Below are 16,894 nucleotides of genomic sequence, written 5' to 3'. Positions count from 1 at the left end.
AATATCTAATTAATTATTTGGGCTGCAAGAGCTCGCGTACAAGTGGCAAGGTTACAGCACGTTTTGTTTCTAAAGAGTAAGCATCTAAAGCATCGATTAAGGCCATTAAGCTCGGCATATCTCGATAGAAGCGGCTTAATAACCAAGGCAACACATCGGGCGACAAAACTAGCCCACGGGCTTTGGCTGCTTCGCCTAATGCCTGTATTTTCTCATCATCATCCAAAAGCTGGGTTTGAAACACCAAACCCCAGCCCAGCCTGGTTCGCAAGTCTTCACGAAGCTTCAAATTTGCTGGGGCAGCTGCGCCAGCCATAAAAATATGGATTGCCTTGCTAGCTTGCACAGTATTCAGAATCCGAAATAAGGACCCCACCAGGCGATCATCCAATTGGTCTACATCATCCACGGTAATGACTGATGGAGTGCTAGTTTGCGCAAGCGCGCTAATGTTTTCTTCTAATCGAACCCAGGATGCGGGTTCTGATGCTGTCAGGGCAATGTGTTCTAAGTTTGCATGCTCTGCTGCATTACCAATGGCATTTAGTAAATGTGTGCGTCCAGATCCTTCCGGTCCCCACCAATAAATCCAGCGCTGATTTAATGGGTTATCGGAGCCTTCGTTTGCAGAACTCTTCCATGATCCTTCGATATTTTGTAAAGCAGATATCAGTGCGAGATCTTTTCCTGGGAGATAGTTTTCTAGGCTCGCTTTGGGTGAGTGGCTAATATCTAACGCAAATTGTTTTGGAAGCGGAGGTGTATTCATTACTGCCAAATTTATTTTTGATACCAAGCGCTTTGCGTATAGATAGACCAGAGGTACTTAACTAGTACTAGGCTGACAGCGCTGATAGGCAATGCCAGTAGGACGCCAAAGAAGCCAAATAATTTGCCGAATAAAAGCAAGGCAAACAAGACTGCTACTGGATGCAAGCCAATGCGCTCGCCAACCAAGCGGGGCGTTAGGAAGAAGCCTTCTAAGAATTGCCCAATGCCAAACAAAATTAGCACTCCAACAATTTCAGTGCCTGGACCAAATTGGAGAAGCGCTGATAACACTGCGAGCGTAAGACCTATGGTGATACCGATATACGGGATCACAATCATGAGTGCGGTAAATACGCCAAGCGCTGCCGCACCTTTGACGCCAATGAAACTCAAGCCTGCACTGTAATAAATTGCCATGATAGAAATAACAATCAACATACCGCGCAAGTATTGCGAAAGTAATCCATCGGTATGCATGGCGAGGTGATGCACAGTTTCTTGCGCACGAACAGGAACGAGACCTTTTATAAGTCCAAAAAAATGATTCCAGTCCATTAACAAATAAAACATCACAAAAATGATGAGCACTGCATTTACAAAGCCTGCAATGACTGAGCTACCCGACATCAACACAGTGTTGATAGTGGAGGTCATTAAGCTGTCCGCATTGTCATTAATGTGCTCGGTAATTTTTTGGGTAGCGCTGGCCTTAAGGGTTCCCCAGTCGAGGTTGATGTGCAGTTCACTGAGTTTTGGACCAAGCCAGGCTTGAGTATTGGCAATCCAATCAGGCAATTGGGCCTTAATTAGGGGAATTTCATACTTGAGGAGGCTTACAAGCAGGCTCAGGATGAAGAAAACGAGGCATAGCCCTATCAACATGCTGACTAAAGCGGCTAGCGCTCGAGGCAAACGATGCTGCTCAAGCCACAGGCAAAAAGGGCGTAGGGCATACGCCAGAATGAATGCGGTGAGAAAAGGGGTAAAAATTTCGGCCATCTTGCTTCAATCCTCTAGAATTCAATGATTCTACTGACGAAGTAGCATTTTTTACTAATATTCCGGCTCCAATATGACTTCATCTACTAATTCCTCCTCAAATGGCCTTTCCTACCGTGACGCTGGTGTCGATATTGACGCCGGAGACGCCTTAGTTGATCGCATTAAGCCGCTTGCCAAAAAGACCATGCGCGAGGGCGTTTTGGCAGGAATTGGCGGCTTTGGAGCCCTTTTTGAGGTGCCTAAGCGCTATAAAGAGCCGGTATTGGTGTCTGGTACGGATGGCGTAGGAACTAAGCTCAGGTTGGCTTTTGAGTGGAATCGTCATGAAACCATTGGTCAAGACTTGGTAGCCATGAGCGTGAACGACATTCTGGTCCAAGGCGCTGAACCCCTCTTTTTCTTGGATTACTTTGCTTGCGGCAAGTTGACTGTTGATACTGCAGCAACGGTTGTGGGTGGTATTGCCAAAGGCTGCGAACTATCTGGTTGCGCATTGATTGGTGGCGAGACTGCAGAAATGCCTGGCATGTATCCACCTGGTGAATATGACCTCGCTGGATTTGCAGTGGGCGCAGTTGAGAAATCCAAAATCATTACTGGTGCGACGATTGTTCCGGGTGACGTTGTATTAGCAATTGGATCTAGTGGTGCTCACTCCAATGGTTACTCATTGGTACGCAAAATTATTGAACGCGCTGGCGCAAAGCCAAGCGATGATTTAGGTGGTCGCCCATTGGGTGATGTGGTTATGGCGCCAACAGAAATTTATGTGAAGCCACTTCTCAAATTGATTGCTGAAATCAATGTAAAAGGGATGGCACACATCACTGGTGGTGGTTTAGTGGATAACGTGCCACGCGTACTTCCAGAAAATACTCAGGCTGTTTTGCATCGTGACAGTTGGCAAATGCCAGAACTCTTCCGTTGGTTGCAAATGAAGGGTGGTGTAGCTGATGCAGAAATGGTGCGCGTATTTAACTGTGGTATTGGCATGGTTGTCATTGTCTCGCCAGATCAAGCAGACACTGCGATTAAGTCATTGACAGCACAAGGCCTTAAGGCCTGGACAGTAGGTGAAGTGGTTGAGCGTCCAAAAGATGCGCCACAAACTATCGTTATCTAAGACGGTAGCTACCAGCTTATTTTTTTAAGTTGCTTTTGCAGTATTCCAATGCATCCTTCAACCCTTCGGGGTTGAAGGGATCAAACGTTTTTCTTCCATCTATTGCACGAAGCCATGTGAGCTGACGCTTGCCAAGCTGTCTGGTTGCTGCCAATGCTTTGTAGCGCATTTCTTCGGCATCAATTTCCCCATTGAGAAATTCCCAAGCTTGGCGATAGCCGACTGAGCGAATCGCTGGTAAGTCGGCATGTAATCCGGTGTTAGCACGCAATACTTTCACTTCATCCATGAATCCTGCTGCAAGCATTTCATCAAAGCGCTTTTCTAAGTTGAGATGCAAGCGTTTGCGATCGCTGGGTTCAAGTGACACTAAATCAATCCACGATGGAATGGCGGAACCTTCTCTGCCATCTTCACTCGGCGAATCAGCCAGCAACACTGACATGGGTTTACCGGTAATTTCAAAAACTTCTAGTGCGCGCTGTACTCGTTGAGAGTCATTGGGCTTCAAGCGAGCCGCAGTATCAGGGTCTACTTTGGCCAGTTTGTCATGCATAGCAGGCCAGCCAATCTTTTTGCCTTCCTCATCCAAGCGGGCGCGAATGTCTGGATTAGCTGGTGGCAGCGAGGATAGGCCATGTGCCCAGGCGCGCCAATACAACATCGTGCCACCAACAACTACTGGAATATTTCCGCGCTCACGAATCTCAATACAGAGACGTTTTGCATCCTTGGCAAAGCGAGCCGCTGAATACACTTCAGTCGGGTCGATGATGTCAATCAGGTGATGAATGACCGCTACTTGTTCGGACTTGGTAGGTTTGGCGCTACCAATATCTAAACCGCGATAAACCAGCGCAGAATCCATGCTGATGAGTTCAATTGTTAAACCAATGGATTTTGCATACTCAGCCAAGGACATGGCGAGATGGGTTTTGCCTGCACCAGTAGGCCCAACAATACAAAGAATGGGGGCTTCATTTAGAGCATGCATAGGCTGAATGTAGGGTTCAGTTGGCATACCTGATTATAAGAGCCTGTTAATATCCGCAACAACCCATAAATTAGAGAGCGAGTGAATGGATACCCTTTTGCAATTAGGCGATTTATTACTGCATATTGATAAACATCTCGATGTAGTGATTCAGCAATACGGCCCTTGGGCTTACGGCCTCTTGTTTGCAATTGTTTTTGCGGAAACGGGTTTAGTTGTTGCGCCGTTTTTGCCTGGTGACTCACTCTTGTTTATTGCAGGCGCTTATTGCGCTACTGAGCATTTCAATATTTGGACTTTATGTATCGGTTTATTGGTTGCAGCTATCTCAGGTAACACGGTGAACTATTTCATTGGCCGCTGGATCGGTAAGAGAGTCTTTAGTAGTAAGTCGCGCTGGATTGATCAGGGCGCATTATTAAAAACCCATGCCTTCTATGAAAAGCATGGCGGCAAGACCATCATTGTTGCGCGCTTCTTGCCCATCATTAGAACTTTTGCACCGTTTGTTGCTGGCGTTTCAGAAATGAACTTCTCACGCTTTCAGCTATTCAATGTCACTGGTGCTCTGCTCTGGGTGTTCAGTTTAGTTATTGCAGGCTATTTCTTTGGCAATATTCCAGTGATCCGTCAAAACCTCAATGTGATCGTCTTGATTGGTATTGGTGCAGCAGCGATACCAGTAGTGCTAGCAGCGCTCTATAAAATTTTTCAGCGTAAGAAAAACTAAATTAGTTTTTAATGTAATTTAGTTTGGCTTTCGAGCGTGGCAATATGCTCACGAATATCGCCGGCATCTTCAGCTTCTGGCATTTCGCTGAGGTAGCGATGCATGTCTTCTAGAGCAGGACGTAAATACTCAAGCTGCGCAAAGATCAGGCCACGGTCTCTGACCTCTTCAATGGAGTCAGGCAGCAGAATCACTAAGCGTTCCTGAATCCCCAAAAGACGTTCCCAGCGCTCATGCTCTGAATAAATCATTTTGAGGTTTCTTAGGAAGCGCGACAGGATTTCCCGTGAGCTTGAGGCGCGAAGGAAGATATTGAGTGGCAGACTGAGCTCACCTCGATAGCCTTTGGCATCCAAATAAGGGTCGAGCATTTCTTGTAGCTGCGTCTTGGAGAGTGATTCTCCAGTTAAGGGGTCCATGATCACTTCGCCTTGTTGCAAAGAGATGCGCATCATGAAGTGATTGGGAAAAGAAACCCCGCGAATTTTTAAACCAATTTGATTGCCTAATTCAATCATCAAAATTGCTAATGAGATGGGTATGCCTCGGCGATTCTCTAGAACGTAGTGCAAGTATGAATTTTCTGGGGCATAAAAATCATTCTGGTTAGGACCAAAGCCCAACTCTGTATAAAAGAAATGCTTCAGAATTTGCAGGCGCTGAACCGGTGATGTATCTGGCGTTACGCGCGACTTTAATTTATTACCCAACTGATCAAGCTTATCTAGCACTCCCTGGACGTCTAAATCCGGATAGGCATGTTGTGCGACAGCGATCGCAGCTTCAGTTAGAGGGAAGTGTTCGTCTTCAGCAACTAAGGAGGTGAAGTAGTCGAGTTGTTGTGTTGGCATAAGAGCTATTTTGCATGACGCAAGAATTTTTGCCAGCGAATTCCAACTAAGCCTAGGGATGCAAAGTAAACAATTGCGGCAACAGCTAACCAGGCGGCCAATAATCCAACTCGCAACCATGGTTCAGCTTGTAAGGCGATCCAATTATGTGCGCTTGCGGCGTAAAAAAGTACTGCCGCGAAGGGGATGAGGGCAAACAGTAGCTGTCCTAAGTATTTGATCCAGGCTGAGCTAGGCAATGCTCCGCGGCGATGCAGGCCGACCCAAAGGAGGGCGGCGTTCAGGCAGGCACCCGCTCCTACAGAGAGGGCAAGGCCAGCATGACCAAGCCAGGGGACAAAAACTAGGTTAGCCAGTTGGGTTGCCACCAAAACAAGTAAACCAATTTTTACTGGGGTGCGGATATCTTGGCGAGAGTAAAAGCCCGGCGCTAGAATTTTTACGAGAATTAATCCAATGAGGCCTACACCGTAAGCCGCTAGTGCACGTTGGGTCATCAACACATCCAGTGCATTGAATTTTCCATAGTGATACAGCACGGCTGCAAGAGGCTCTCCAAAAATAAAGAGCGCCAGCGCACATGGTGCAGCCAGCAAGAATGTCAGTTGTAAACCCCAGATGAGTAATTCACCGGCGTGAACTAAATCTTTTTTCGCATTCGCTTTGCTGAGGCTTGGCAAAAGAACGGTGCCAAGGGCAACACCTAGTAGTGCGGTTGGAAACTCCATTAAGCGGTCCGCATACGATAGCCATGACACGCTGCCAGCCTGCAAGCGTGAAGCGATATTGGTGTTGATGATGAGAGAGATTTGCGCAACCGATACAGCAAATACTGCGGGCCCCATCAACTTGAGTACGCGTCTTGCATCGGGATTGGAGGCGGCTGCTTTAATTGCTCCTGGCAATAAACCAATGCGAGGCAAAAGGCCGAGACGAGAGAGCGCTGGCACCTGAATAGCCAATTGCAAAACACCGCCCAGTAAAACACCAATACTTAGGGCATAAATGGGTTGCTCTAAGTGGGGTGCCAAAAATAGGGCGCTACCGATCAGGGCTAAATTCAGTAAAACTGGGGTAAAGGCAGGAATTGCAAAACGCTGGAATGTATTGAGAATCCCTGCTGATAGTGAAACTAGGGAAATAAGGCCAATGTAGGGAAACATGATCCGAGTCATGACCACGCTGGCCTCATAAGCCGGACCACCCTTAAATCCGGTAGCAATGGCCAAAATGAGCACTGGGGCGCCAATGACGCCCACGAATACCGTGAGCAGCAAAGCCCAAAATAAGAGGGTGGCGACCGCATTTACGAGGATTTGGGCCTGTTTTTGGTCCCCATTGCTGGAGATTTCCCCCAAAATCGGCACAAAAGCCTGGGAAAAGGCCCCTTCGGCAAATAACCGGCGCAGCAAATTAGGTAGCCTAAAAGCCACATTAAAGGCATCTGTCCACTCCGAAGCCCCGAAACTACGGGCAATCAGAGTCTCCCGGAGCAGGCCCGTAATACGGGACAGCATGGTCAGGGAGCTGACCTTGGCGGCGGCAGAAAGCAGATTCATGAGCCGATTTTCACCTATTTATCGGTCGGCTGGGCTTTTTTGCCCCTTTAAGGTAAAATCTTGGGTTTTGGCGAGCTTGCTTATGAATCTGGCAAGTCCGCAAGATTTTTAACTAATCGCATTTTGCAATTTATAGAGGCAAGGTTTAAAGATGGCCAATACAGCACAAGCGCGCAAGCGTGCACGCCAAGCAGTAAAACAAAACGAACACAACTCCAGTTTGCGTTCAAAGCTCCGCACTTCCATCAAGGCAGTTCGTAAAGCGATTGAAACTGGTGATAAAGCAGCTGCTGCAAAAGTATTCGCAGCGACTCAAGCAACAATCGACAAGATTGCTGACAAAAAGATTGCTCACAAAAATACTGCTGCTCGTCAGAAGTCACGTTTGTCCGCAGCTATCAAGGCGATGGCAGCGTAATACAGTTTTAGTTTTAGGCTGGTCGAAGTAGTTTCGACCTAAGCCCGCTCCTCATCAGAGCGGGTTTTTGTTTTTAAGGCTGGGTTGGGGCTGCTGGGTTGAACTCACATGCCTCTTCGATTGGTAGGCTGTTGTCTTTGGCAAAGTTCATGACAAAGTCTAGCGCTCTGGGATCTAGGTCCCCTAGTCTGGTATCAATAACAACGCATTTCACTTTTGCAATCAGTACGGGTCTGACGTAGGGCGAATAAGTGAAGCGAGGGTCCCCGGAGTCACCGGGTGGGCGAAAAGTAGCCATCACCCCGCACAGACGCTCCGCCCAATCGCTGGGCCGAAATGGTTTGCCAGAAGTGGTAATGCCTTGAATGAAAAGCTTTTTGTGGTTCAAGTTCGCGTAATGATGGTTGAAGAAAATAGTATTACTAAGCCCTCTAGCTTAACAGCCTGAGATGGCCGTAAGATGACTTTAGGGTCCATTTTCGTGCAGCCGAATGTTTGAAGAAAAAAATGCAAGCCAAAACTTTAGTAGAAAGCTCAACTATGACATCCTTGGCAAAGCCGCAAGTGCCCGGTCAGGTAAAGCACTACCTGCAGTTTTCTGACCTCGCCCGCGAGGAATATGACTATTTGCTCAAGCGTTCTGCATGGCTAAAGGCTAAGTTCAAGAGTTATGAAACTTGGCATCCACTGCATGACCGAACTTTGGCGATGATTTTTGAGAAGCATTCCACTCGTACGCGTCTGTCGTTTGAGGCAGGCATTCACCAGCTTGGTGGCCATGCCGTATACCTAAACACCCGCGATACTCAGTTAGGCCGTGGTGAGCCTGTAGAGGACGCTGCGCAGGTCATTTCAAGGATGACTGACATCATCATGATCCGTACCTTTGGTCAGGAAATTATTGAGCGCTTTGCGTCGAATTCGCGCGTTCCAGTAATCAATGGTCTGACCAATGAATTCCATCCTTGCCAAGTTTTGGCTGACATCTTCACTTATGTTGAGGCGCGTGGCCCAATTCAAGGCAAGACCGTGGCTTGGGTAGGTGATGCAAACAATATGGCGTACACCTGGCTACAAGCTGCTGAATGCTTAGACTTTCAGTTGCGATTCTCCGCACCAGAAGGTTATCAATTAGATCCAGCGCGTTTGACGTCAAATGCGGCAAAGCATTTGACGATTTGCGCCGATCCTAAAGATGCCTGTAAAGGCGCTGACTTGGTGACCACCGATGTTTGGACCAGTATGGGCTATGAAGATGAAAATACATCCCGTATGAATGCCTTCCAAGACTGGATGGTGGATGAAGAATTAATGGCTTTGGCAAAACCAGATGCTTTATTTATGCACTGCTTGCCAGCTCATCGTGGTGAAGAAGTTTCTGCTGGAGTGATCGATGGTCCGCAAAGCATTGTTTGGGAAGAGGCGGAAAATCGTTTACATGTCCAAAAGGCCTTGATGGAGTATTTGCTGTGTGGTCGTTTGGATTAATTGAGTAAAAATTTTTGTAATTCGTTTTAATTTATTTTTGATTGAATAAGAAAACATGTCAGATATTAAAAAAGCAGTCTTAGCCTATTCCGGTGGTCTTGATACAAGCGTGATCTTGAAGTGGCTTCAAGATACCTATGGCTGTGAGATCGTGACCTTTACCGCTGACCTGGGTCAAGGCGAAGAGCTCGAGCCGGCACGCGCTAAGGCTTTGCAGTTTGGTATCAAACCAGAAAACATTTTTATCGATGACCTGCGTGAAGAGTTCGTACGCGACTTCGTGTTTCCGATGTTCCGTGCAAATACGATTTACGAAGGCGAATACTTGTTAGGCACATCTATTGCCCGCCCTTTAATTGCTAAGCGTCAAATTGAAATCGCTCGCTTAACTGGCGCTGACGCTGTATCTCATGGCGCCACTGGTAAAGGTAATGACCAGGTGCGTTTTGAGTTGGGTTACTACGCATTAGAGCCAGGAATCAAAGTCATTGCTCCTTGGCGCGAATGGGATCTCCTCTCGCGTGAGAAATTGATGGCCTACGCAGAAAAGCATGGCATTCCAGTTGAGATGAAGCATAAGCAAGGCGGCTCACCTTATTCCATGGATGCCAACTTATTGCACATTAGCTATGAAGGCCGTCATTTGGAAAACCCAAATGCTGAGGCTGAAGAGTCTATGTGGCGTTGGACTGTATCTCCTGAGAAGGCTCCAGATGCTCCAGAAATTATCGAAATTGAATTTAAAGCGGGTGATCCTGTAGCAATTAATGGCAAAGCTTATAAGCCACATGAGTTGCTTGCTGAATTAAACCGTATTGGTGGTATGCACGGCATCGGTCGTTTGGATTTGGTAGAGAACCGTTTTGTTGGCATGAAGAGCCGTGGTTGCTATGAAACCCCTGGCGGCACCATCCTGCTCAAGGCTCACCGCGGTATCGAAAGCATTACTCTGGATCGCGAAGTAGCCCACTTGAAAGATGATTTGATGCCACGCTATGCAAGCTTGATCTACAACGGCTTGTGGTGGGCGCCAGAGCGCTTAGCTTTGCAAACATTGATTGATCACACTCAACAAGCTGTCAATGGCGTTGTCCGTTTGAAGCTCTACAAGGGTTCTGTATCAGTGATTTCACGTGATTCAGCTAATACTTTGTTTGATCAGAACATTGCGACCTTTGATGATGATGGCGGCGCTTATAACCAGGCAGATGCTGGTGGCTTCATTAAGCTCAACGCATTGCGTATGCGTATTGCTGAAACAGCAAAGCGTAAGCGCGCTAAGAAATAACGAAAAGAAATTTCAAATAAACGATTAGAACCAAGCAGAATAGAAAGAGTCAGCATGCAATTTGATCAAGTTTCCGTAGATAAAAAAGCCAATGTATTTTTCGATGGCAAATGTGTTTCTCATACCGTGACATTGCCAAATGGCGTGCGTAAGTCAGTTGGCGTTGTATTGCCAAGCACTTTGCGCTTTGACTTAAGCACCAGAGAAGTTATGGAAGTGGTTGATGGCACTGCTTATGTCAGTATCAATGGTGCTCCTGAGCAAGAATTCAAAGCAGGTCAAAGCTGGGAAGTGGAAAAGGGCGGTTATTTCATTATTCGTGCTGAGCAGCCTGTGCACTATGTTTGCCACTTTGAATAAATAGGCATTCCTACAAAGCAAAACGCAGACCGAGGTCTGCGTTTTTTATTGCCTTTAACTTTTCTTATCTCTTCGGTAGACCGGTGACTACAGTGCCAGGCACGATCACCCTTTCTGAGAACCACTGTCTATTCATTTCTAATGCGTAACGCACAGCTGCTTTAGGGCAGTGGTTATTGGTTGTTTCTGCCTGCATCTCTTCGATGTTCACAATCTTGCCATCATCTGCAATGAATGCAATCGATAGTGGGATCTTGGTGTTGTTCATCCAGAAACAATGACCTGCCTTTTGCTCGAATACAAACAACATTCCAGAATTGGTTGGCATGCTAGTGCGGTTCATGAGGCCAACCTCTCTTGCTTTGGGTGTATCCGCTAGCTCAGCCTGAATACGGTAGATGCCCGCTTTGAGTTCAATGGTGGGCAGGCCAGTATTGACTTGGGCTAGCGAAAGGCTGGAGCCAAAGAGAAAGAGGGGTGCGAATAGTTTGATGAAATTGTTTTTTGAAATAAGCATGTTGTGCATTTTAAGTGAGGCAAATTGCAGACGAAAAAAAACCCAGGAACGAATCCTGGGTTTTTAATAATGATCTAAGGACTATTAAGCCGCTTGGATATTGGTAGCTTGCTTGCCTTTAGGACCTTGGGTAATGTCAAACGTTACCTTTTGGTTTTCCTTAAGGGTTTTGAACCCAGGCATAGTAATTGCGCTGAAATGCGCGAACAACTCTTCTTCACCATCATCAGGTTTGATAAAGCCAAAACCTTTTGCATCATTGAACCACTTAACAATTCCGGTCGCCATGCGAACTCCATTACATAAACTTAAAACAACCGTGATGAGGGTAAATACTTTTTAATCAGTCTCAATCCACAACACGCCTAAATAGAACCTCTCTTGAAGCCTACCCCCTGATTGTTTGCCCTTTTTGGAGGGGTGTCAAGGAGTTATATGCCCCTACCCCCTAGTAAATACCCCTTTTTTTATCGAAAAATGCCCCAATATGGGTTTAAGAGGGGTTTTTGCGTGGTTTTCGCAACAAGACCCTATGAAATTAAAGTTTCGATATCTGTGTTTAGAATGTTTCTCATGAGTCGCGCACCAAAAAATCCCACTACTGGCAACCCCGGTAATCCATATATTGAAGACACCATTCTTCTCGAAAAGCAGGTCGAGCAAGTTAAGGCGCCTTCGATGTATAAAGTTTTACTATTGAATGACGATTACACACCAATGGAATTTGTGGTGATGGTGATTCAGGAGTATTTTAATAAAGATCATGAAACAGCTACACGCATCATGTTGCAAGTGCATTTGGTAGGTAAGGGCGTTTGCGGAATTTTTACTCGCGATGTTGCTGCCACAAAAGTGCATCAAGTTATAGAACTCTCCCGTGAAGCGGGTCATCCACTACAGTGCACTATGGAGGAAGCATGATTGCCCAAGAATTAGAAGTAAGTTTGCACATGGCGTTTGTTGACGCAAGGGCATCGCGACATGAGTTCATTACGGTCGAGCATTTGCTTGCGGCCTTGCTTGATAACGCTACTGCTGTCGAGGTTTTAAAAGCCTGCGCAGTCAATATTGCAGAGCTGCGCGCGCAGCTCAAAAATTTTATTAATGACAACACGCCGGTAGTGCCGGGTAACGACGAAGTCGATACACAACCGACATTAGGTTTTCAGCGTGTTATTCAGCGCGCCATCATGCATGTGCAATCTACATCGAATGGCAAGAAAGAAGTGACGGGCGCAAATGTTTTAGTTGCTATCTTTGGCGAAAAAGATTCACACGCAGTCTATTTCTTGCAACAGCAAGGCGTTACACGACTAGATGTGGTGAACTTCATCAGTCATGGCGTTCGCAAAGATCAGTCTGAGAATGTGAAGCCTGCTGAGCCTACTCAAGAGACTGAGGAAGCTGGTTCTTCTGGTAAAGAGAGTCCTCTTGAGCAGTACACGCAGAACCTTAATGTGATGGCCCGTCAAGGCAAGATTGACCCATTGATTGGGCGCGAGAGCGAGGTTGAGCGTGTTATTCAAGTCTTGTGTCGCCGTCGTAAGAACAACCCATTGTTGGTTGGTGAGGCTGGCGTAGGTAAAACAGCGATTGCTGAGGGCTTAGCCTGGAGAATTGTTAAAGGCGATGTTCCTGATATTTTGGCCAATGCTACGGTTTACTCATTAGATATGGGTGCGCTCTTGGCGGGCACTAAATATCGCGGTGATTTTGAGCAGCGCTTGAAGAGTGTTCTCAAGTCCCTTAAAGATCATGCCCATGGTGTTTTATTTATCGATGAGATTCACACATTGATTGGCGCTGGTGCAGCATCAGGCGGAACTCTTGATGCTAGTAATTTATTAAAGCCTGCGTTGTCCAATGGTCAGCTCAAATGTATCGGCGCAACAACCTTTACAGAGTACCGCGGCATTTTTGAAAAAGATGCCGCCCTATCTCGTCGTTTCCAAAAGGTTGATGTAGTAGAGCCAACAGTGGATCAAACAGTACAAATTCTGCGTGGCTTGAAGTCCCGTTTCGAAGAGCATCACAGCGTGAAGTATGCTGCTGGCGCTTTGGTTGCAGCTGCAGAACTCTCAGCTCGCTACATTAATGACCGTCACCTGCCTGATAAGGCGATTGACGTGATCGATGAGGCTGGTGCTGCACAACGCATCCTGCCTAAGTCTAAGCAGAAGAAAACCATTGGTCGTCCAGAGATCGAAGAGATCGTGGCCAAGATTGCGCGTATACCGCCACAGTCTGTCACCGTCGATGATCGCAGCAAGTTGCAGACTTTGGATCGCGATATTAAGAGCGTAGTGTTTGGTCAAGATCCTGCAATTGAGGCCTTGGCTAGTGCCATTAAGATGACGCGCGCCGGTCTTGGCAAGATTGACCGTCCGATCGGTTCTTTCTTGTTCTCCGGCCCAACTGGTGTTGGTAAGACTGAGGTGGCTAAACAACTCGCTTACATCCTTGGTATTGAGTTGTTGCGTTTTGATATGTCTGAGTACATGGAGCGCCATGCAGTTAGTCGTTTAATTGGCGCGCCTCCAGGTTATGTTGGCTTCGATCAAGGCGGCTTACTAACTGAGGCTGTCAACAAGAAACCACATTGCGTACTCTTGCTTGATGAGATTGAGAAGGCGCATCCAGATATCTTCAATATTCTCTTGCAGGTAATGGATCATGGAACCCTGACGGATAACAATGGTCGCAAGACTGACTTCCGTAACGTGATCATCATCATGACTACCAATGCTGGTGCAGAAGCGATGCAGAAATCTACCATCGGCTTTACCAATGCCCGCGAGTCTGGTGATGAGATGGCCGATATCAAGAAGTTCTTTACGCCAGAGTTCCGTAATCGTTTGGATGCCATCGTCTCCTTCAAGGCGCTCGATGAGTCCATCATCATGCGCGTGGTTGATAAGTTCTTGATGCAGCTTGAAGAGCAATTACATGAGAAGAAAGTGGATGCTACTTTTAGCGCTGCCTTGCGTGCACACCTTGCTAAGCATGGCTTTGATCCTTTAATGGGTGCTCGTCCAATGCAGCGCATCATTCAGGACACTGTGCGCAAAGCGCTGGCTGACGAGCTTTTATTTGGTAAGCTAGCCCAAGGCGGTCATGTGGATGTTGATATTGATGCGGATGGCAAAGTGCTCTTGAACTTTGATGCACCGGTATTGCCAGGAAAGCGTACTAAGGCTGATGTGGCACCAGCTGAAGAGATTTAATGAACCCATTTATTTAAATAAATACAAACCAAAAAAGGAAAATATGTCTCATCACGATAAATTACTCGAAGCTTTTGAAACCTACAAAGCTGAAAATGAAAAGTTTCAAGGCAAAGGCATTAAAGCTTCTGCTGCTCGTGCTCGTAAAGCGTTGCAAGAGATTGCTGGTTCATGCAAAGAGCGCCGCAAAGAAATTACTGCTGAAAAAGAGTCTCGTGAAGGCGCTGGTGCTGGCATGTCACAAGATGCTGCTCGTAAAGCGCATATTCGTAAATAAGCAATTTGTGCTCAAAAGAAAAGCCACCTACGGGTGGCTTTTTTGTTTCAATGATGCAGGCGTGAAAAATTAGTATGACTTAAGCTCTGCCTGTACTGCCAAAACCACCTGCACCACGACTACTTTCGGTGAACTCTTCCACTACTTTAAGTTCCACCTGTTGCACTGGCATCACCACCAATTGAGCTAAGCGCTCCATCGGCTCCAGTTTGAATGGGGTAGATCCGCGATTCCAGGTGCTCACCATCAGTTGACCCTGGTAGTCAGAATCGATTAGGCCTACCAGGTTGCCCAGCACGATGCCATGTTTATGACCTAAGCCTGAGCGCGGGAGAATAAAAGCTGCATAGCGAGGGTCTTCAACATAAATAGCCAAGCCAGTTGGCACAAGAACAGTTTGACCTGGGGCAATTTCGATCGCCTCATCAATACAGGCACGCAGATCGAGTCCAGCGCTGCCAGGCGTGCCATAGGTTGGCAATTGGTCGCGCATACGTTCATCGAGAATTTTGACTTGGAGAGATTGCATGGAATTTCCTAAAACGGGGAATGTAAATAAAGAGGTGCTACTTAAATTTTCTTGGCAACTAATTGAATCAGTTGGCGTGCTAATTGCAGTTTTTCTGCTTTGGCAATTTTCTTGCTGCCGCTAGCGTCAATAACAATTAATTGATTGAGGTCGCTACCAAAAGTATCTGGGCCGATGTTACCGACAATCATTGGAATGCCTTTGCGCTTACGCTTTTCATCGGCATGCTTCTCTAGGTCATTAGATTCAGCCGCAAAACCAACGCAATAAGGGTAAGGCTTGCCACCCTTGGTCTTCACGGACTTGGCAATATCTAACAAGATATCTGGGTTGGCGACAAAATCCAGATTTGGCGCTTGATTGCCTTGGCGCTTTAATTTCTCTTTCGCTGGCTTCGCGATTCCCCAGTCAGCAACAGCAGCAACCGCAAAAAAAACATCGCTGTCAGCTGAACTTAGTGTGGCTGCATGCATTTCTTTAGCGCTAACTACGTTAGTGCGAGTAATTTGGCCTGTTGCCAAAAGTGGTGTATCAAGATCGCAGGGGCCAGCAATGAGGTGGACTTGAGCGCCGGCTTCAACAGCGGCCCTTGCGATTGCAAAACCCATCTTGCCTGAGCTGTGGTTGGTAATACCTCGCACTGGATCGATTGCTTCAAAAGTAGGGCCAGCAGTAATCAGTACTTTTTTGCCAGCTAAGGATTTTTTCTGGAAGAAGGCAATCACTTGCTCGGTAATTTCAGCAGGTTCGAGCATTCTGCCCATGCCTACTTCGCCGCACGCCTGAAAGCCGCTCGCAGGCCCTAGTAGGGTAACGCCATCTGCTGCCAGTCTTTGCGCACTTCTCTGGGTAGCCGCGTGCTCCCACATTTGTTTATTCATTGCTGGAGTCAGCAGAAGAGGGCAATCTCTTGCTAGGCAAAGAGTAGTCAACAAGTCGTCAGCTAAGCCCAATGAAAGTTTGGCCATCAGATCGGCACTTGCGGGCGCAATCAAAATCGCATCTGCTGAGCGAGATAGCTCGATGTGCGCCATATTGTTTGGAATGCTGCTATCCCATTGGCTTAAGTAAACCGGGTTGCCCGTGAGGGCTTGCATGGTTACTGGTGTTACAAATTGCTGAGCGGCTTCAGTCATAACTACTTGTACCGAAGCGCCTTCTTGCATTAACTGGCGCGCAAGTTCTGGAGCTTTATAGGCTGCAATGCCGCCAGAGATTCCGAGAACGATCTTCTTATTTAAAAGTGATTGCATGGCGCCAGCTTAATGGGATTGGGCAGATTTGCCAAATGACTTGCGTAATTCGCCCCAAATGATGAGGGCGGCGCCAATGCAGATGGCGCTATCGGCAATATTGAATGCCGGCCAATGCCAATTGGCGTAATACAGGTCGATAAAGTCGACTACAGCACCATACATGACTCGATCCAGGACATTGCCCAGGGCTCCACCCAAGATGAGGCTCAGAGCTATGCAGAGTAGTTTGTCGCTTTGGCTTTTATACAGCAGCCAAATAATATAAATCGACGCTCCTAGACCAAGGATAGTAAAGAACCAGCGCTGCCAACCAGAACCTTCTGCTAAAAATGAAAATGCTGCGCCTGGATTAAAGAGGAGCAACCAGTTCATAAAAGGTAATACCGGCACAGGCACACCCATTTGCAAATTACTCAGCGCTGACCACTTGCTAAGTTGATCTAGCAAGAGCACGATGATCGCAATTGCGAGGTAACGAAGCAGAGTGAGACTTTTCATATAAAGGTA

Annotated in this window: 20 protein-coding genes; 9 read left to right on the top strand and 11 right to left on the bottom strand. The window is 46.9% G+C overall.

Features of this window, described 5'->3' with window-relative positions; all coding sequences use genetic code 11:
- Window positions 1-13 precede the first annotated feature (13 nt).
- On the bottom strand, window positions 14-769 hold the full coding sequence (hda, locus tag ICN10_RS03035) for a DnaA regulatory inactivator Hda (protein WP_216212438.1): 756 nt from the start codon (window positions 767-769) through the stop codon (window positions 14-16).
- An 11-nt stretch (window positions 770-780) separates the two neighbouring features.
- The gene (locus tag ICN10_RS03030) at window positions 781-1,770 is read right to left on the bottom strand and encodes an AI-2E family transporter (RefSeq protein WP_216212435.1); all 990 of its coding nucleotides are present in this window, start codon (window positions 1,768-1,770) and stop codon (window positions 781-783) included.
- Window positions 1,771-1,843: 73 nt separating this feature from the next.
- Between ICN10_RS03030 and purM the strand changes: the two genes are divergently transcribed.
- Window positions 1,844-2,896, top strand: a complete 1,053-nt coding sequence (gene purM, locus ICN10_RS03025) for a phosphoribosylformylglycinamidine cyclo-ligase (RefSeq protein WP_216212432.1) — start codon at window positions 1,844-1,846, stop codon at window positions 2,894-2,896.
- Between the two features lie 16 nt (window positions 2,897-2,912).
- Here purM and miaA read toward each other — a convergent pair whose 3' ends face one another.
- Entirely contained in the window at window positions 2,913-3,917 is a 1,005-nt protein-coding gene (miaA, locus tag ICN10_RS03020) for a tRNA (adenosine(37)-N6)-dimethylallyltransferase MiaA (protein ID WP_216212428.1), read from the bottom strand.
- Window positions 3,918-3,975: 58 nt separating this feature from the next.
- Between miaA and ICN10_RS03015 the strand changes: the two genes are divergently transcribed.
- Window positions 3,976-4,620: a DedA family protein gene (locus ICN10_RS03015; protein WP_216212425.1), complete on the top strand. Its 645-nt coding sequence runs from the start codon at window positions 3,976-3,978 to the stop codon at window positions 4,618-4,620.
- An 8-nt stretch (window positions 4,621-4,628) separates the two neighbouring features.
- Here the strand turns inward: ICN10_RS03015 and ICN10_RS03010 are convergent, their stop codons facing one another.
- Entirely contained in the window at window positions 4,629-5,471 is an 843-nt protein-coding gene (locus ICN10_RS03010) for a SirB1 family protein (protein ID WP_068320847.1), read from the bottom strand.
- A gap of 5 nt (window positions 5,472-5,476) precedes the next feature.
- Complete coding sequence (murJ, locus tag ICN10_RS03005; RefSeq protein WP_216212421.1) at window positions 5,477-7,030, bottom strand: murein biosynthesis integral membrane protein MurJ; 1,554 nt, start codon at window positions 7,028-7,030, stop codon at window positions 5,477-5,479.
- A gap of 151 nt (window positions 7,031-7,181) precedes the next feature.
- On the opposite strand from murJ, the gene rpsT reads away from it, so the two are divergent.
- Window positions 7,182-7,448, top strand: coding sequence for a 30S ribosomal protein S20 (gene rpsT / locus ICN10_RS03000; protein ID WP_068320845.1), 267 nt, complete (start codon window positions 7,182-7,184; stop codon window positions 7,446-7,448).
- A gap of 73 nt (window positions 7,449-7,521) precedes the next feature.
- Here rpsT and ICN10_RS02995 read toward each other — a convergent pair whose 3' ends face one another.
- A complete protein-coding gene (locus tag ICN10_RS02995) occupies window positions 7,522-7,836 on the bottom strand; it encodes a DUF3579 domain-containing protein (protein WP_068320842.1) in 315 nt (104 codons plus the stop codon).
- Window positions 7,837-7,988: 152 nt separating this feature from the next.
- On the opposite strand from ICN10_RS02995, the gene argF reads away from it, so the two are divergent.
- The 3 genes from argF to ICN10_RS02980 are packed head-to-tail and all read left to right on the top strand — an operon-like array spanning window position 7,989 to window position 10,584.
- Window positions 7,989-8,936 carry an ornithine carbamoyltransferase gene (gene argF, locus ICN10_RS02990; protein ID WP_216215126.1) on the top strand — a complete coding sequence of 316 codons (948 nt, stop codon included), beginning with the start codon at window positions 7,989-7,991 and terminating at the stop codon, window positions 8,934-8,936.
- 55 nt (window positions 8,937-8,991) lie between these two features.
- Window positions 8,992-10,224 carry an argininosuccinate synthase gene (locus ICN10_RS02985; RefSeq protein ID WP_068320838.1) on the top strand — a complete coding sequence of 411 codons (1,233 nt, stop codon included), beginning with the start codon at window positions 8,992-8,994 and terminating at the stop codon, window positions 10,222-10,224.
- Window positions 10,225-10,278: 54 nt separating this feature from the next.
- On the top strand, window positions 10,279-10,584 hold the full coding sequence (locus ICN10_RS02980) for a pyrimidine/purine nucleoside phosphorylase (RefSeq protein WP_216212417.1): 306 nt from the start codon (window positions 10,279-10,281) through the stop codon (window positions 10,582-10,584).
- 64 nt (window positions 10,585-10,648) lie between these two features.
- On the opposite strand, the gene ICN10_RS02975 is transcribed toward ICN10_RS02980, so the two are convergent.
- Together ICN10_RS02975 and ICN10_RS02970 are read right to left on the bottom strand one after the other, a co-directional pair.
- Window positions 10,649-11,101, bottom strand: a complete 453-nt coding sequence (locus ICN10_RS02975; RefSeq protein WP_216212414.1) for a DUF192 domain-containing protein — start codon at window positions 11,099-11,101, stop codon at window positions 10,649-10,651.
- Between the two features lie 84 nt (window positions 11,102-11,185).
- Window positions 11,186-11,389, bottom strand: coding sequence for a cold-shock protein (locus ICN10_RS02970; protein WP_011903586.1), 204 nt, complete (start codon window positions 11,387-11,389; stop codon window positions 11,186-11,188).
- A 276-nt stretch (window positions 11,390-11,665) separates the two neighbouring features.
- On the opposite strand from ICN10_RS02970, the gene clpS reads away from it, so the two are divergent.
- From clpS to ICN10_RS02955, 3 genes are read left to right on the top strand one after another with little or no spacing between them, the layout of a single operon-like run.
- Entirely contained in the window at window positions 11,666-12,022 is a 357-nt protein-coding gene (clpS, locus tag ICN10_RS02965; protein ID WP_068320835.1) for an ATP-dependent Clp protease adapter ClpS, read from the top strand.
- Window positions 12,019-14,325, top strand: coding sequence for an ATP-dependent Clp protease ATP-binding subunit ClpA (gene clpA, locus ICN10_RS02960; RefSeq protein ID WP_216212412.1), 2,307 nt, complete (start codon window positions 12,019-12,021; stop codon window positions 14,323-14,325). The genes clpS and clpA overlap by 4 nt, the downstream gene beginning before the upstream one ends.
- A gap of 43 nt (window positions 14,326-14,368) precedes the next feature.
- On the top strand, window positions 14,369-14,602 hold the full coding sequence (locus ICN10_RS02955) for a hypothetical protein (RefSeq protein ID WP_068320954.1): 234 nt from the start codon (window positions 14,369-14,371) through the stop codon (window positions 14,600-14,602).
- Between the two features lie 79 nt (window positions 14,603-14,681).
- Here ICN10_RS02955 and dut read toward each other — a convergent pair whose 3' ends face one another.
- The 3 genes from dut to lspA are packed head-to-tail and all read right to left on the bottom strand — an operon-like array spanning window position 14,682 to window position 16,885.
- Entirely contained in the window at window positions 14,682-15,131 is a 450-nt protein-coding gene (gene dut, locus ICN10_RS02950; RefSeq protein ID WP_216212409.1) for a dUTP diphosphatase, read from the bottom strand.
- Window positions 15,132-15,172: 41 nt separating this feature from the next.
- Window positions 15,173-16,384 carry a bifunctional phosphopantothenoylcysteine decarboxylase/phosphopantothenate--cysteine ligase CoaBC gene (coaBC, locus tag ICN10_RS02945; protein ID WP_216212406.1) on the bottom strand — a complete coding sequence of 404 codons (1,212 nt, stop codon included), beginning with the start codon at window positions 16,382-16,384 and terminating at the stop codon, window positions 15,173-15,175.
- Window positions 16,385-16,393: 9 nt separating this feature from the next.
- The gene (gene lspA, locus ICN10_RS02940; RefSeq protein ID WP_068320828.1) at window positions 16,394-16,885 is read right to left on the bottom strand and encodes a signal peptidase II; all 492 of its coding nucleotides are present in this window, start codon (window positions 16,883-16,885) and stop codon (window positions 16,394-16,396) included.
- Window positions 16,886-16,894 lie beyond the last annotated feature (9 nt).

This window comes from Polynucleobacter sp. 86C-FISCH (assembly GCF_018882415.1).
Taxonomy (GTDB): Bacteria; Pseudomonadota; Gammaproteobacteria; order Burkholderiales; family Burkholderiaceae; genus Polynucleobacter.
This window is presented reverse-complemented; position numbering and strand designations above follow the sequence as displayed.

Bases quoted from the DNA above. Each gene is read 5' to 3' on its own strand.
- hda (WP_216212438.1), bottom strand. From the start codon at position 769: ATGAATACACCTCCGCTTCCAAAACAATTTGCGTTAGATATTAGCCAC.
- ICN10_RS03030 (WP_216212435.1), bottom strand. From the start codon at position 1,770: ATGGCCGAAATTTTTACCCCTTTTCTCACCGCATTCATTCTGGCGTAT.
- purM (WP_216212432.1), top strand. From the start codon at position 1,844: ATGACTTCATCTACTAATTCCTCCTCAAATGGCCTTTCCTACCGTGAC.
- miaA (WP_216212428.1), bottom strand. From the start codon at position 3,917: ATGCCAACTGAACCCTACATTCAGCCTATGCATGCTCTAAATGAAGCC.
- ICN10_RS03015 (WP_216212425.1), top strand. From the start codon at position 3,976: ATGGATACCCTTTTGCAATTAGGCGATTTATTACTGCATATTGATAAA.
- ICN10_RS03010 (WP_068320847.1), bottom strand. From the start codon at position 5,471: ATGCCAACACAACAACTCGACTACTTCACCTCCTTAGTTGCTGAAGAC.
- murJ (WP_216212421.1), bottom strand. From the start codon at position 7,030: ATGAATCTGCTTTCTGCCGCCGCCAAGGTCAGCTCCCTGACCATGCTG.
- rpsT (WP_068320845.1), top strand. From the start codon at position 7,182: ATGGCCAATACAGCACAAGCGCGCAAGCGTGCACGCCAAGCAGTAAAA.
- argF (WP_216215126.1), top strand. From the start codon at position 7,989: ATGACATCCTTGGCAAAGCCGCAAGTGCCCGGTCAGGTAAAGCACTAC.
- ICN10_RS02985 (WP_068320838.1), top strand. From the start codon at position 8,992: ATGTCAGATATTAAAAAAGCAGTCTTAGCCTATTCCGGTGGTCTTGAT.
- ICN10_RS02980 (WP_216212417.1), top strand. From the start codon at position 10,279: ATGCAATTTGATCAAGTTTCCGTAGATAAAAAAGCCAATGTATTTTTC.
- ICN10_RS02975 (WP_216212414.1), bottom strand. From the start codon at position 11,101: ATGCTTATTTCAAAAAACAATTTCATCAAACTATTCGCACCCCTCTTT.
- ICN10_RS02970 (WP_011903586.1), bottom strand. From the start codon at position 11,389: ATGGCGACCGGAATTGTTAAGTGGTTCAATGATGCAAAAGGTTTTGGC.
- clpS (WP_068320835.1), top strand. From the start codon at position 11,666: ATGTTTCTCATGAGTCGCGCACCAAAAAATCCCACTACTGGCAACCCC.
- clpA (WP_216212412.1), top strand. From the start codon at position 12,019: ATGATTGCCCAAGAATTAGAAGTAAGTTTGCACATGGCGTTTGTTGAC.
- ICN10_RS02955 (WP_068320954.1), top strand. From the start codon at position 14,369: ATGTCTCATCACGATAAATTACTCGAAGCTTTTGAAACCTACAAAGCT.
- dut (WP_216212409.1), bottom strand. From the start codon at position 15,131: ATGCAATCTCTCCAAGTCAAAATTCTCGATGAACGTATGCGCGACCAA.
- coaBC (WP_216212406.1), bottom strand. From the start codon at position 16,384: ATGCAATCACTTTTAAATAAGAAGATCGTTCTCGGAATCTCTGGCGGC.
- lspA (WP_068320828.1), bottom strand. From the start codon at position 16,885: ATGAAAAGTCTCACTCTGCTTCGTTACCTCGCAATTGCGATCATCGTG.